Consider the following 13,272-nt stretch of genomic DNA (forward strand, 5'->3'; position numbering starts at 1 on the left):
GCGGGCAGGCAGGTGCTGTGCGGAGGTTCCCGCCTGCCCGAACCCGGTCAGGCCGACGTGCGGCCCAGGGCGCGCAGCTCGTCGGGGGTGAGCGCCGAGACGTTCTGGTCGATGGGGGAGTCGGAGTACTGGTGGATGGTCCAGGTCTTCCAGTCGGCGGGCGGCGTCACCGTCCCCTTCGGCTTGCTGTAGTGGGCCACCCACAGCGGGTACTCGGCCAGGCCCTTGCCGTAGGTGTCGGCGAAGTTCCAGCCGCTGTAGAACATCGGGGTGACCCCGGTCTCGGCCTTCACGTGCGACAGCCACGCCTTGGCCCAGGCGTTGACCTCCTCGACGGACTTGCCGTCGGTGGTCTCCAGGTCCAGCACCAGCAGGTCGCCGGGCTTGGAGGGCTGGGAGTTCACCATGGACAGGAAGTGGTCGGCCTCGGCGATGGGGTCGTTGCCGGGGTGTGCGTAGTGGTACGCCCCGCGCACGATGCCCTTCTTGCCCAGCTCGCTCCAGTGCCTGGCGAAGGCGGCGTCGCGGAAGTCGGTGCCCTCGGTGGCCTTGATGATGCCGAACTGCGCAGGGCTGGCGGCCCAGTCGTGCAGCGGCTGGTGGTTGGACACGTCCTGGCCGTAGGTGAGCGTGCGCTGCTCGGCCGCCTGGGCCGGGGCCGGCTCGACGGGCGAGGCGTGCGCGGGCAGGCTCACGCCCGCGATGGCGGTGGTTCCGGCCAGCAGGGCGCCGGCGGCGGACAGGGTGAGACGTCGCGTGAGTTCGCGCATGGGGGGATTGACTCCTTGCTTCCATGTGCCTACCGGGTTAGCTGACGGGTTCGGGCTTGGAAGTGCCCTACGCGCGCAGCCCTCGGCTGGCGTGCGATTCACCCCGGAAAGGTGGGTCCCCGGTTCCGCGCTGTGCGGATTCGGCCTGTCAACGTCGCGGCAAACGGTTCGGCAAGCGTTCGCCTGTGCCGTATGCCGTAATCCCAAGAAGGTATATAACGCCCCATAAACGCTGCAAGCGGTACAAATCGCTATGCAATGTCGTTCGCCATGGGGAAGCCCTGGATCGCCGCTCTCGCAGGCGTTCCAGGGCTTCGGCAAAGTTTTTCCGGCACCGTACGCGGGTCCCACCGGAAGGGGACCCGTGATGCCCCTGTGACGCGAGCCGGTGGGCGTACCGCCGGCACCGGCAGGTCATCCGGGGGCGCCGGGGCCCTTCGGCTACCCCTGCCCGGCGAGCCAGTCGTCGAAGGTGGTCGGCGCGATGTGCGCGCCCTCGCCGGGCAGCAGCACGTCGCCCGCCATCGCCGGGCCGAAGATCCCCGACCACGTCGGCACGAGCCGCACCGTACGGCCCCGCGCCTCGTGGGTGCGCCGGGCCATGTCCACCAGGTCCTGCGGCTCGGGGCCCGCGACGTCGGCGTACCGCCCCCGAGGCTCCCCGGCCGCGAGCTCGGCGAGGACGCCGGCCACGTCGGCGGGCGCGATCGGCTGGACGAGCAGCGGCGCGATCGTGGCGACGCCGTCCTGCTCCGTCCAGCCCGCCACCATTTCGGCGAAGTCGTGGAACTGCGTGACCGGCACGATCGTCCACGGCACCGGCCCGGCGGCCACGAGGCGCTCCTGCTCCCGCTTGCCGGCGTAGTGGGCGTTGCCCTCGACGCGATGGATCCCGACGATCGACAGCAGGACGTGGTGGCGCACCCCCGCCCGCTCCCCGGCGGCCAGCAGGGTGCGCGTGGTGGCGCCGAAGAACGCCACCGTCTCCTCCGGGCCGGCCGCCGGCGCGTTGATGGCGTCGACGACCGCCTCCGCACCGGCCAGGACGTCGTCGAGCCCGTCGCCGGTCGCCAGGTCCACGCCGAGCGAACGACTGATGCGCACGACCTCGTGGCCGTCGCGTTCGAGGGTCGCGGCGGTGAGCGACCCGATGTTCCCGGTCGCGCCGGCGACTGCGATCCGCATGATGATCCCCTTAATTATGGACTAAACGGGTCCATAATAGCTGCGATAGAATCGGGGCGTGAAGCTGCCTGTGAGCACCGAGTGGGTTCTGCACTGCGCGACCACGCTGGCCCAGCTCGAGCCGGGAGCCAGCGCGTCGGCCGCGCAGCTCGCGCTCCACTACGACCTCCCGGCGGCCTACCTCACCAAGCAGCTCAAGGAGCTGGTCAAGGCCGGGCTGCTGGCCGCGTCCACCGGACCGAGGGGAGGCTTCCGGCTGGCGCGGCCCGCCGCCGAGATCACGCTGCTGCAGATCGTCGAGGCCGTCGACGGCCGGTCCACGCCGTACGAGTGCCGCGAGATCCGTCAGCGGGGACGCGGCGCGCTGCCCCCGGAGGAGTGCGAGCGCATGTGCGTCCTCGCCGAGAAGATGGCCGACGCCCACCGGGCATGGCGGGCCAGCCTCGCCGACGTCACCCTCGCCGACATCCTCGCCGAGCTGCCGGAGTGGGCGCCGGCCCGCACCCGGCAGCGCCTGTCGGGCACCACGTAGCCGGAGATCAGGTCGCGTCACGCGCCAGGGGCGTGCGGGGTGAAGCGGACGAACGGTATGTGCCGCCCCACCTCCCGGTAATCCGCCACGCTGCCGTCGACCGCGAAGCCCATGATCTTGCAGAGCTGGCGGGCGGCGGCGGGGTGGCGGGGCGCGTACGTGGCCATGATCTCCGCGCCCTGCTCGTCCGGGATCGGCGCGGCGGTGGCCCGCAGAGCGCGTCCGCCCACGTGCAGGGTCACCTCGGGATCGGCCAGGACGTTGCGGTACCAGTCGGCACGCCGCCCGAACCCGGAGGCCGCCACATAGCCCCGCTCGTCGTGCTGGACGACCTCGATGACGGCCTGGCGGGGCCGGCCGGAGACGCGGCCGGTGTGGGTGAGCAGCATGACCCGCTGCCCCAGCAGCCGGCCCAAGCCGACCCGGTACAACACGATGGGAAGGCGCCACAGCCTGCGGCGCAGCCCGGTCGGCGGTGCGGGTTTCTTGACGATCTCCATGACAGGTCCTTTCGAGGTCGGCCGTGTGCGGCGGAGGGGGAACCCTCCGCCGCGCTCACGAGGGGTCAGGCGTCGCCAGCAGGTCCTCCACCGCGGACAGCACCGCGCCGACGGGAAGGTCGCCGTCGATCATGTAGTGCAACATCAGCCCGTCGATCGCCGCGACGACCAGCGTGGCGACCCCGTCCAGGCGGTCCGCCGTCCAGCCGGGACGCGCCCCGCGGAGACGGCCGGCGATCAGCGCGCGGGCCTGGCGCAACTCGTCGCGGAGCACCACGCCGAGCGCGGGATCGCGGGTGGCGCCCGCGATCAGCTCGGCGGCCAGCCGGGTCGTCTGGTCGTCGCCGGTCGCCTGGGGCAGCAGGCGCCGTACGGTCGCCAGGGCCGCGCGCTCGTCCGCGGCCTCCATCAGCTCGGTGACCAGCGGGCCCAGGATGAGATCGGTGGCCTGCCGGAAGATCGCCGTGTGGAGCCCGGCCAGCCCGCCGAAGTGGTAGTGGATCAGGCCGGGATTGGTGCCGGCCCGCTGTGCCACGGCACGGGTCGTGACGCCCTGCCAGCCGTCGTCCCGCAGCACCGCGATGCCGGCCGCCACGAGTTGCTCACGACGGCGATCCCCGCGGGGCGAATTTGGTCGGTCGGCCAAGTTGGTCATACGGCCAAAGTAGCAGAACGGCACCGGGCGCGGAACCACGATCGGCACCGACCTGCTGCGCGCGGTCACGGAGGAGGCCGGGCGGCGCGGCGCGGTTCAGGTCGTGGTGGTGTGCGGCCACGCGGACGAGGCGAAACGCGAGGCGCTCCGCCTGGCCGGGCTGTCCATCGCGGCCGAATGGTGGACCGCCCCGCTGTGACCGCGACACCCGTGGGATCGCCGGGCTCCCCAGGGCCAGGGACCACCCGCCGGCTGAGCCGCACTGCCCCTTGACCCCTGATGACCGTGGCGCGGCGTCAGGGGTCAAGGGGGCGCCGCGCCACGGTCCGGGGTGGCTCAGCCCGCGCTGCAGGAGACGGACGGCCAGGTGTGGTTGCCGTTGTGCTGGATCGTCACACCCCAGTTGTTGCCGTTGCCGTTGGGTCTGGCGTTCAGCACCTGGGAGCTGGGATAGGTGGCGCTGATGTTCCACGTGGCGATGATCCTGGCCGGAGACGGCACGTTCATCGTCACGGTCCAGTTGTTCGAACCGCTGACCGACACGGAGAGGTTGTACCGGTCGCTCCACTGCTGGCCCGCTGACAGCGTCGCCGTGCAACCGCCCGGGTTGCCCGGGTCGCCGGGGTCGGGGTTGCCGCCGCCGGAGCCGATCGTGATGTTGGAGTTTCCGCTGCTCTGATAACCCTCGGTCGCGAGGATCATGTAGTCGTGGCTGCCCAGGTTCATGCCATTACGGGCCCATGCGTCGAAGTGGTTGCCCGAGGTGATGCTCCCGCCGGTCCTCTTCTGCTGCCGGACGCTCCAATACTGGTCGAACGTCCTGGTGCCCTCGATGGAGGGGGCGTTGTAGCGCGTCGTCTTGTAGATGTCGTACGTGCCGCCGTCGCTGGTGACCGTGCCCCGGTATTCGCCCGTGGGCCGGTAGGTGCCCCAGCTGTCGACGACGTAGTACTCCACGAGCGGGTTCCTCGTCCACCCGTAGAGCGTCAGGTAGGCGTTGCCCGACGGGTTGAAGCTGCCCGAATAGCTCACGGTCCTGCGTCCGCCGGTGCTCCAGCCCTTGCCGGCGACGAAGTTCCCGGTGTTCCTCCATGAGGTGCTGTAGTTGCCGCCGGAGCCCAGCTCCATGGAGACCGTTCCGTTGCTGTCGGTCCAGAACGAGTAGAAGTAGCCGTTGTTGGTGCCGGTCTGGTTCGAGGTGATGGCCGCGTTGGCGACGGACGGCAACATCGCGGTGACCACGGCGAGCACCACGGCTCCTGCGCGGGCGGCGAACAACCTGGCGCGGCCGCGTCTGCGGCGGGGGGTGGGGGCGTCGTTCATGTGCGTGCTTCCTCCTCGTGAGGGCTCGCTGGGGGCGGGCAGCGACAGTGTTCGTCCGGCCCTGGCAGGCTGTCAACGACGCCCATGCGAACGTGAGTTTTCGGCCGGCCGGCGGTGTCATGGGCGGGCATCTGGCCTGGTCGGCGGGCATGACCGGCGAGTCGTACCGTGCCCGGTTCATGAAACTTTCAACGTTTGGCCGAAACATTCGGAGCGCACGACCACGGGCCGGCCCGCACCGGATCGAGTTCTCGGCGGGCGCCGCCCTGGCCGAGGCGTTCTCGCCCGGGTTCCACGGCACGTGCGCGGGCACGTCGTACGCCATCACGTGAAAACCGTCGGCGGCGAGCACCTGGCCCCAGGTGTCGCAGCGGTAGCGGCCAGGATGTGGCCGCTACTCGGGGCATCATGGGAACCATGCCGAAGACCTCAGCCCGGCTGCTGTCGTTGCTCTCGCTGCTCCAGGCGCGCCGGGACTGGCCGGGGGCGCTGCTGGCCGAGCGGCTCGACGTCAGCCCGCGCACCGTGCGCCGTGACGTCGACCGCCTGCGCGAGCTGGGCTATCCCATCGTGGCGTTCAAGGGACCCGACGGCGGTTACCGGCTCGACGCGGGCGCGGAACTGCCTCCGCTGCTGTTCGACGACGAGCAGGCCGTCGCCCTGGCCATCGCGCTCCAGATCGCGGCCACCACCGGCGCCGGGATCGAGGAAGCCGCGGCACGCGCGCTGAACACGGTCCGGCAGGTCATGCCCGCACGGCTGCGCCGCCGGATCGACACCTTCCAGGTCACGGCCGTGGAGCGGCCCGAGGCCCGGCCCGGCCCGCGGGTCGGCGGCGGCGTGCTCATGGCGCTCAGCGCCGCCGTCCACGGCCGCGAGGTGCTGCGCTTCGACTACGCTCCCGTGTCCTCGCCGGGGGGCGACGACGACGGCATGGGCGATCCGCCGCGCCGGGTGCAGCCCCATCACCTCGTCACCTGGGGCGGGCGCTGGTACCTGGTCGCGTGGGACCTCGACCGGGACGACTGGCGTACGTTCCGCGCCGACCGGATCACCCCGCGCACCCCTGCCGGACCCCGCTTCACCCCGCGCGAACTGCCCGGGGGTGACGTGGCCGCCTTCGTGGCCGGCAGGTTCCTGGGCTCCGGCGATGCTGAGGGCCGGCCCTGCCGCGGCGAGGTGATCCTCGGGGCGCCCGCCGCCGACGTGTCCCGATACACCCGCGACGGGGTCGTCGAGGAGCTCGGGCCGGACCGTTGCCGGCTCGTCCTGGGCTCGTGGTCATGGACCGGTCTGGCCGCCGCCATCGGCAGGTTCGACGCCGACATCGAGGTCGTCGGCCCCGCCGAGCTCAAGGACGCCTTCGCGTACCTGGCCCGCCGCTACGCCGCCGCCGCGACGGCGAGAAGTTGACGAGATCGACCCGGCTGTGACATTCTGAAGGCGGCAGCGAGGTTGACACTTATATTAAGTGTAGACATTCGTTTCTCTTCTGCGTTATGCTGCTTCCTCGCGCTGCCCTCTGACGCCCCCGGCTTCTGCCGGGCGCTTGGCGTGCGCGCAGTTCGATTCCGTCCGTGCCTTCCGGAAGGACCTCTGTTGGCAGCCTCGCGCAACGCCTCCGCCATACCCGCCGGTCCCCGTCGCGTGTCATTCTCGCGCATCCAGGAGCCTCTCGAAGTTCCTGACCTTCTCGCCCCGCAGACCGAGTCGTTCGACTGGCTGCTCGGCAACGAGAAGTGGAAGGCCCGGGTGGAGGCGGCTCGCCAGGCCGGGCGCAGGGACGTCCCGACCCAGTCGGGTCTCGAAGAGATCCTCGAAGAGATCAGTCCGATCGAGGACTTCTCGGGGACCATGTCCTTGTCGTTCCGCGACCACCGGTTCGAGCCGCCGAAATACTCGGTGGACGAGTGCAAAGACAAGGACATGACCTTCTCCGCCCCGATGTTCGTGACGGCGGAGTTCATCAACAACACCACCGGTGAGATCAAGAGCCAGACGGTGTTCATGGGCGACTTCCCGCTCATGACGCCGAAGGGCACGTTCATCATCAACGGCACCGAGCGTGTCGTCACCTCGCAGCTGACTCGTTCGCCTGGCGTCTATTTCGAGCGCACTGTCGACAAGACGTCCGACAAGGATCTGTACGGCTGCAAGGTCATCCCGTCCCGGGGTGCCTGGCTGGAGTTCGAGATCGACAAGCGCGACAGCGTCGGTGTGCGCATCGACCGCAAGCGCAAGCAGGCCGTCACCGTGCTTCTCAAGGCACTGGGGTGGACCAACGAGAAGATCCTCGAGCGTTTCGGCCAGTACGAGTCGATGCGGGCCACCCTGGAGAAGGACCACACGGCCGGCCAGGATGACGCGCTGCTCGACATCTACCGCAAGCTGCGGCCGGGTGAGCCGCCGACCAAGGAGTCGGCGCAGACCCTGCTGGAGAACCTCTACTTCAACCCCAAGCGGTACGACCTGGCCAAGGTGGGCCGCTACAAGATCAACAAGAAGCTCGGGGTCGACGCCGAGATCACCCAGGGCACTCTGACCGAGGACGACATCGTCGCCACGATCGAGTACATCGTCCGCCTCCACGCGGGCGAGGAGTCGATGCCGGGCGCCAACGGAGAGGTCATCGTCGAGATCGACGACATCGACCACTTCGGCAACCGCCGCCTGCGCAGCGTCGGCGAGCTCATCCAGAACCAGGTCCGCCTGGGTCTGGCCCGCATGGAGCGTGTCGTGCGCGAGCGGATGACCACGCAGGACGTCGAGGCGATCACGCCGCAGACCCTGATCAACATCCGCCCGGTGGTCGCCTCCATCAAGGAGTTCTTCGGCACCTCGCAGCTGTCGCAGTTCATGGACCAGATCAACCCGCTGGCCGGGCTGACGCACAAGCGGCGCCTGAACGCGCTGGGTCCCGGCGGTCTGTCGCGTGAGCGGGCCGGCTTCGAGGTCCGTGACGTGCACCCGTCCCACTACGGCCGGATGTGCCCGATCGAGACCCCTGAAGGCCCCAACATCGGCCTGATCGGGTCGCTGGCCTCCTATGCCCGGCTGAACGCCTTCGGCTTCGTCGAGACGCCCTACCGCAAGGTGGTCGACGGCAAGGTCACCGACCAGATCGACTACCTCACCGCCGACGAGGAAGACCGTTTCGTCAAGGCGCAGGCCAACACGGTGCTCAACCCCGACGGGTCGTTCGCCGAGGCTCGCGTCCTGGTGCGCACCAAGGGCGGCGAGACCGAGCTCGCCCGTGCCGGCGAGGTCGACTACATCGACGTGTCGCCGCGCCAGATGGTGTCGGTGGCCACGGCGATGATCCCCTTCCTCGAGCACGACGACGCCAACCGGGCGTTGATGGGCGCCAACATGATGCGCCAGTCGGTGCCGCTGCTCAAGAGCGAGGCGCCGCTGGTCGGCACCGGCATGGAATACCGCGCCGCGACCGACACGGGCGACATGGTCAGCGCCGAGAAGGCGGGTGTGGTCGAGGAGGTCTCGGCCGACTACGTCACGGTGCTCAACGACGACGGCACGCAGACGACGTACCGTGTGGCGAAGTTCAAGCGCTCCAACATGGGCACCTCGTTCAACCAGAAGCCCATCGTCGCCGAGGGCGACCGGGTCGAGGTCAACCAGGTGATCGCCGACGGGCCGTGCACCGACCAGGGTGAGATGGCGCTCGGGAAGAACCTGCTGGTGGCGTTCATGCCGTGGGAGGGCCACAACTACGAAGACGCGATCATCCTGTCCCAGCGGCTGGTGCAGGACGACGTGCTGTCCTCGATCCACATCGAGGAGCACGAGGTCGACGCCCGTGACACCAAGCTGGGTCCGGAAGAGATCACCCGCGACATTCCCAACGTCTCCGAGGAGGTCCTGGCCGACCTCGACGAGCGCGGCATCATCCGCATCGGCGCCGAGGTCGTGCCCGGCGACATCCTGGTCGGCAAGGTCACCCCGAAGGGCGAGACCGAGCTGACGCCCGAGGAGCGGCTGCTGCGCGCGATCTTCGGTGAGAAGGCGCGTGAGGTGCGGGACACCTCGCTGAAGGTGCCGCACGGTGAGCAGGGCAAGGTCATCGGCGTGCGGGTGTTCAGCCGTGAGGAGGGCGACGAGCTGCCGCCGGGGGTCAACGAGCTGGTCCGCGTCTACGTGGCCCAGAAGCGTAAGATCACCGACGGTGACAAGCTGGCCGGCCGGCACGGCAACAAGGGCGTCATCTCCAAGATCCTGCCGGTCGAGGACATGCCGTTCCTGGAGGACGGCACCCCGGTCGACATCATCCTCAACCCGCTGGGCGTGCCCGGCCGGATGAACGTCGGCCAGGTGCTGGAGACCCACCTGGGGTGGATCGCCGCCAGGGGCTGGGACATCTCCGGGGTGCAGGAGGCCTGGGCCGGGCGGCTGCGCGAGAAGGGCTTCGACAGGGTCGCCCCGCGCACCAACATGGCCACGCCGGTCTTCGACGGCGCCCACGAAGAGGAGATCATCGGGCTGCTCGACAGCACGGTCCCCAACCGTGACGGGGATCGGCTGGTCGAGCGGAGCGGCAAGGCCCGCCTCTTCGACGGCCGTAGCGGCGAGCCGTTCCCCTATCCGATCTCGGTGGGCTACATCTACATTCTCAAGCTGCTCCACCTGGTCGACGACAAGATCCACGCGCGGTCGACCGGTCCTTACTCCATGATCACTCAGCAGCCGCTCGGCGGGAAGGCCCAGTTCGGTGGCCAGCGCTTTGGTGAGATGGAGGTGTGGGCGCTGGAGGCCTACGGCGCCGCCTACGCCCTGCAGGAGCTGCTGACCATCAAGTCCGACGACGTTCTCGGCCGGGTGAAGGTCTACGAGGCCATCGTCAAGGGCGAGAACATCCCCGAGCCGGGCATCCCCGAGTCCTTCAAGGTCCTCATCAAGGAGATGCAGTCGCTGTGCCTGAACGTCGAGGTGCTTTCCAGCGACGGCATGTCCATCGAGATGCGTGACACCGACGAGGACGTCTTCCGCGCCGCGGAGGAGCTCGGAATCGACCTGTCCCGGCGTGAGCCGAGCAGCGTCGAAGAAGTCTGACGACCTGTCCTGCCGGATGAGCTCCCCGAATCCGTGCCGACCGCGGGACTTGTCCGGACCCACGGCGTCAGTCTCGGTGGCGGCCGGCGGGCGATCAGGCTGACGTGGCCGCCCTGGCGGCGGGCCAGGCGCTGAGGCAGCGCCTGGCCCGCGGCGAGACGAAGGGGCGGCGTACGCGCGCTGCGATGGCTCGACGGCCACCTCGACGAGCTCGTGACGGTCAACCCACCGGACCGCAGCTCTGTTCACGTTCGGCGATGAGTTTTCCTGTTGCCGGTCGTCTGCCTTCGGAAGATGCCCCTCGGGAGAAGCATCCAGGATGCCTGTGACCGCGCGGTGTGCGGCACAGCATTCTCCGCAAGCCGGAGGGGTGCTTTCTCCGCGCGAGCGGTGACATGGACGAGGGTTGCGATGAGTGAGATACAGGAACAGATTCAGCGTCATATCGACACGCTGGTCGCCACCGGCGCGGAGACCGCTGTGCAGGTGGCCGCCTATCAGGATGGCGCGCTGATCGTCGACGCGGTGGCGGGCACGGCCGACCCGGCCACCGGGCGGCCGGTCACCTCCGGTACGCCGATCTTCAGTTTCTCCACAGGGAAGAACATGGCGGCCACGCTGGCGCATCTGCTCGTCGCGCATGGGTGCCTCGCGTACGACAGCCCGGTCACGGACCTGTGGCCCGAGTTCGGTGCACGCGGCAAGGCCACGGCGACACTGCGGCACGTGCTGACCCACACGGTCGGTCTTCCGGCCATGCCGCGCGAGATCACCCCGGCCGAGCTTCCCGACTGGTCCAGGGTGTGCGAGTCGCTGGCCGCCGCCGAGCCGCGCTGGCGGCCGGGCGCCGCCGTGGGCTATCACTCCTACACCTTCGGCTATCTCATCGGCGAGCTGGCCCGCCGCGCGACCGGGCGGCCCATGGGCGAGCTGCTGCGTGAGTGGATCACTGCGCCGCTGGGTATCGAGGGGCAGCTCTACTTCGCCGCTCCGCGGGAGTCGCTGCCGGGGCTGGCGCGCCTGGAACAGCGGGCGCGGCAATGGCCTGCCGCCCCGGACGACGGTGATGCGATCCTCGCGCCGTGGGAAAGCCGGCCGAGTGCCGATTTCGGCAACAACGGCGAGATCCTGCGCGCCGATGTACCGTCGGTGGGTATCGCCACCGCGCACGGTCTTGCCGCGATGTTCAACGCCGTGCTGCAGGGCAAGCTCGTTGACTCCGCCCGGTTGGCGGAACTGTCCGCGCTCGCGTTCGAGGGTACGGATCAGGTTTTCGGCACTCCGGCGCGAATGGCGCTGGGCTTCCCGATCGGCAGGATGGGCGCCCCTGCCGTGGAGAACTCCGTGGCACTCGGATGGCCGGGCGGCGGCGGAAGCTACGCCTACGCCGACCCCACGCGGGGAGTCGCCTTCGCGCTGACGAAAACCCGGCTCGTCCCGAACTTCGACACCGCGCTGTCGGTCACCACGATCCTGGCCGACCATCTCGCCGGAACCCGCTGAGCTTTCCCCGCGGCCGCGCCGGGGCGGGGTTCGCGACGATCGCAAGGAGACAATCATGTCCACTCACATGGCCGGCGACTCGACCCCGCCGCAGACCAGCCTCGGTCCGTTCTCCTCGCCAGGCGCCGGCCCGACGCCGTGGGAGGAGACGGAGTGGGCACTGCGCCGCACCCAGAAGTTCCAGCTGTGCACGGTGCGCCGGGATGGCCGCCCCCACGTGACACCGTTGCTGGCGATCTGGGCGCTCGGCGCGATGTGGTTCACCACCGGCGACAACGAGCAGAAAGCCAAGAACCTCAACGCCAACCCGCACTGCGCGCTGACCACCGGAACCGGCACCCTGACCGGCATGGACTACGTCATCGAAGGCACCGCGAGCCTGGTCACCGACCAGGCCACCAGGCAGGCCGTGGCGACGGCGTTCGAACAGGCCTATGGCTGGCAGCTCACCCGCGAGGACGGAACCTGGTATCAACTCGGCGAAGCCATTCGGACCGGAAATGTTCAGCTCTACCGGATCCGGCCGGACAAGGCGTTCGCCTTCGCCGCCGGTAGCCAGTCGTCCCAAACCCGCTACCAGTGGCGCTGAGAGCAGACCCTCCGGCGGTCGGAACGGCGGACGCCGCCGCCACCGCGCCGCTGCCGGGCGGGGCGGCGACGGCGCGAGCCCGCGGCGCTGACGCGGACGCGCCGTTCAAGGCCGGGGAGTTCGACCAGGCCGCCCGCGCGTACGAGGAGATCCTGAGAACGGACCCCGCGAACCTGCACGCGGCCCGCCGGCGCGGCTTCATCGCGCTGCTCGTCCGCGTCGACCACGACCGCCCGATCGAGACCTTCGCCCACAGCCAGCCGGCCATCACCTACCCCTGCTACCCGAAGGAGCTCCGCCTCGGAGGAGCCGTCGCCAAGGACGTCTACTGCTACTCGCACCCGCACCTGCCGCTCAGCCCTCCCGGCTTCGACGTGCCGGGCCACTTCGCCCACTGCTTCTACAAGCCCTGCAACGTCACCGCCGACGGCATGGGCCGGTCAGGGCGTACGTTCAGTGCTGGTGGCTCTCGATGCGGCCGCCGAGTTGAGCGTGAGACTCGGCCAGGAGCTTCGGGTCGGAGACGACGGTCCACCGGTCGCCTACGAGATAGGTCCCGCCGTAGGCCCGGGCTCCTTCGTACCACGCGTCCTGGTTCTCTCGCGTGGTGAAGGTCATGACGACGTAGCGGCCGGCGCCGGTTTGGCAGGACACCTGGCGTAGCTCGCTCGCATCGACCTGAACCGACGGCCGGTCACACCTGATGGCGGCGAGGATGCGGTCCAGGCCGGCGCCGGGGAGGGGTTGGCCCGCGACGGGTTGAGCCGGGTGGTGATGGGTGGTTGCGGTGCTGTTCGGTGCGGAAGCGAAGATCGTGAAGACGGCGAGGCCCACACCCAGGACGGTCAGGCTGGATGCCGCAATGATTCGCAGATGCTTCATCGGATACCTCCGAGGAGACCCCCGCCTTCAGGCGGGGGAGGAATCGGTCTCCTGCGGAGCAGGGCAGGGTGAGGCGATGCGCCACCAGGCGGACCGCCGTATAGAACACACACACGATTGTTAGCTGATCGTGCGGTAGGATGTGAGGCATGGCGCGGATCGTGAAGCGGGCCTACAAGTACCGCTTCTACCCGACCCCCGAGCAAGCCTCCGAGCTTGCCCGGACATTCGGCTGCGTCCGCCTCGTCTACAACAAAGCCCTGGAA

The 13,272-nt window shown here is 69.5% G+C and carries 13 protein-coding genes and 1 riboswitch; of the genes, 7 read left to right on the forward strand and 6 right to left on the reverse strand.

Annotated features, from left to right (window positions below; genetic code table 11):
- Positions 1-47: 47 nt before the first annotated feature.
- Both ABGA98_RS40580 and ABGA98_RS40585 read right to left on the reverse strand, forming a co-directional pair.
- Positions 48-770, reverse strand: a complete 723-nt coding sequence (locus tag ABGA98_RS40580) for a GH25 family lysozyme (RefSeq protein ID WP_347623794.1) — start codon at positions 768-770, stop codon at positions 48-50.
- 12 nt (positions 771-782) lie between these two features.
- A riboswitch (cyclic di-AMP (ydaO/yuaA leader) is annotated at positions 783-926 on the reverse strand.
- Positions 927-1,211: 285 nt separating this feature from the next.
- A complete protein-coding gene (locus ABGA98_RS40585; RefSeq protein WP_347623795.1) occupies positions 1,212-1,955 on the reverse strand; it encodes an NAD(P)H-binding protein in 744 nt (247 codons plus the stop codon).
- A 58-nt stretch (positions 1,956-2,013) separates the two neighbouring features.
- Between ABGA98_RS40585 and ABGA98_RS40590 the strand changes: the two genes are divergently transcribed.
- On the forward strand, positions 2,014-2,487 hold the full coding sequence (locus ABGA98_RS40590; RefSeq protein WP_347623796.1) for an Rrf2 family transcriptional regulator: 474 nt from the start codon (positions 2,014-2,016) through the stop codon (positions 2,485-2,487).
- Positions 2,488-2,504: 17 nt separating this feature from the next.
- Here ABGA98_RS40590 and ABGA98_RS40595 read toward each other — a convergent pair whose 3' ends face one another.
- From ABGA98_RS40595 to ABGA98_RS40605, 3 genes are all read right to left on the reverse strand, one after another.
- Entirely contained in the window at positions 2,505-2,987 is a 483-nt protein-coding gene (locus ABGA98_RS40595; RefSeq protein WP_347623797.1) for a nitroreductase family deazaflavin-dependent oxidoreductase, read from the reverse strand.
- Positions 2,988-3,042: 55 nt separating this feature from the next.
- On the reverse strand, positions 3,043-3,582 hold the full coding sequence (locus ABGA98_RS40600) for a TetR/AcrR family transcriptional regulator (protein ID WP_347623798.1): 540 nt from the start codon (positions 3,580-3,582) through the stop codon (positions 3,043-3,045).
- A 396-nt stretch (positions 3,583-3,978) separates the two neighbouring features.
- Positions 3,979-4,965: a glycoside hydrolase family 11 protein gene (locus ABGA98_RS40605; protein WP_347623799.1), complete on the reverse strand. Its 987-nt coding sequence runs from the start codon at positions 4,963-4,965 to the stop codon at positions 3,979-3,981.
- A gap of 92 nt (positions 4,966-5,057) precedes the next feature.
- Here ABGA98_RS40605 and ABGA98_RS40610 point away from each other — a divergent pair, with 92 nt between their 5' ends.
- From ABGA98_RS40610 to ABGA98_RS40630, 5 genes are all read left to right on the forward strand, one after another.
- Positions 5,058-5,297: a hypothetical protein gene (locus tag ABGA98_RS40610; RefSeq protein ID WP_347623800.1), complete on the forward strand. Its 240-nt coding sequence runs from the start codon at positions 5,058-5,060 to the stop codon at positions 5,295-5,297.
- Positions 5,298-5,382: 85 nt separating this feature from the next.
- The gene (locus ABGA98_RS40615) at positions 5,383-6,378 is read left to right on the forward strand and encodes a WYL domain-containing protein (RefSeq protein ID WP_347623801.1); all 996 of its coding nucleotides are present in this window, start codon (positions 5,383-5,385) and stop codon (positions 6,376-6,378) included.
- Positions 6,379-6,564: 186 nt separating this feature from the next.
- Positions 6,565-10,032 carry a DNA-directed RNA polymerase subunit beta gene (gene rpoB, locus ABGA98_RS40620; protein WP_347623802.1) on the forward strand — a complete coding sequence of 1,156 codons (3,468 nt, stop codon included), beginning with the start codon at positions 6,565-6,567 and terminating at the stop codon, positions 10,030-10,032.
- Positions 10,033-10,443: 411 nt separating this feature from the next.
- Positions 10,444-11,535: a serine hydrolase domain-containing protein gene (locus ABGA98_RS40625; protein ID WP_347623803.1), complete on the forward strand. Its 1,092-nt coding sequence runs from the start codon at positions 10,444-10,446 to the stop codon at positions 11,533-11,535.
- A 55-nt stretch (positions 11,536-11,590) separates the two neighbouring features.
- On the forward strand, positions 11,591-12,124 hold the full coding sequence (locus tag ABGA98_RS40630; RefSeq protein WP_347623804.1) for a pyridoxamine 5'-phosphate oxidase family protein: 534 nt from the start codon (positions 11,591-11,593) through the stop codon (positions 12,122-12,124).
- A gap of 453 nt (positions 12,125-12,577) precedes the next feature.
- Here the strand turns inward: ABGA98_RS40630 and ABGA98_RS40635 are convergent, their stop codons facing one another.
- Entirely contained in the window at positions 12,578-13,006 is a 429-nt protein-coding gene (locus tag ABGA98_RS40635; RefSeq protein WP_347623805.1) for a hypothetical protein, read from the reverse strand.
- Positions 13,007-13,155: 149 nt separating this feature from the next.
- Here ABGA98_RS40635 and ABGA98_RS40640 point away from each other — a divergent pair.
- On the forward strand, positions 13,156-13,272 hold a 117-nt coding region (locus ABGA98_RS40640), incomplete at its 3' end, for a helix-turn-helix domain-containing protein (RefSeq protein WP_347622310.1).

The organism is Nonomuraea sp. B1E8 (genome assembly GCF_039871515.1).
GTDB lineage: Bacteria > Actinomycetota > Actinomycetes > Streptosporangiales > Streptosporangiaceae > Nonomuraea.

Bases quoted from the DNA above. Each gene is read 5' to 3' on its own strand.
- ABGA98_RS40580 (WP_347623794.1), bottom strand. From the start codon at position 770: ATGCGCGAACTCACGCGACGTCTCACCCTGTCCGCCGCCGGCGCCCTG.
- ABGA98_RS40585 (WP_347623795.1), bottom strand. From the start codon at position 1,955: ATGCGGATCGCAGTCGCCGGCGCGACCGGGAACATCGGGTCGCTCACC.
- ABGA98_RS40595 (WP_347623797.1), bottom strand. From the start codon at position 2,987: ATGGAGATCGTCAAGAAACCCGCACCGCCGACCGGGCTGCGCCGCAGG.
- ABGA98_RS40605 (WP_347623799.1), bottom strand. From the start codon at position 4,965: ATGAACGACGCCCCCACCCCCCGCCGCAGACGCGGCCGCGCCAGGTTG.
- ABGA98_RS40615 (WP_347623801.1), top strand. From the start codon at position 5,383: ATGCCGAAGACCTCAGCCCGGCTGCTGTCGTTGCTCTCGCTGCTCCAG.
- ABGA98_RS40625 (WP_347623803.1), top strand. From the start codon at position 10,444: ATGAGTGAGATACAGGAACAGATTCAGCGTCATATCGACACGCTGGTC.
- ABGA98_RS40630 (WP_347623804.1), top strand. From the start codon at position 11,591: ATGTCCACTCACATGGCCGGCGACTCGACCCCGCCGCAGACCAGCCTC.
- ABGA98_RS40635 (WP_347623805.1), bottom strand. From the start codon at position 13,006: ATGAAGCATCTGCGAATCATTGCGGCATCCAGCCTGACCGTCCTGGGT.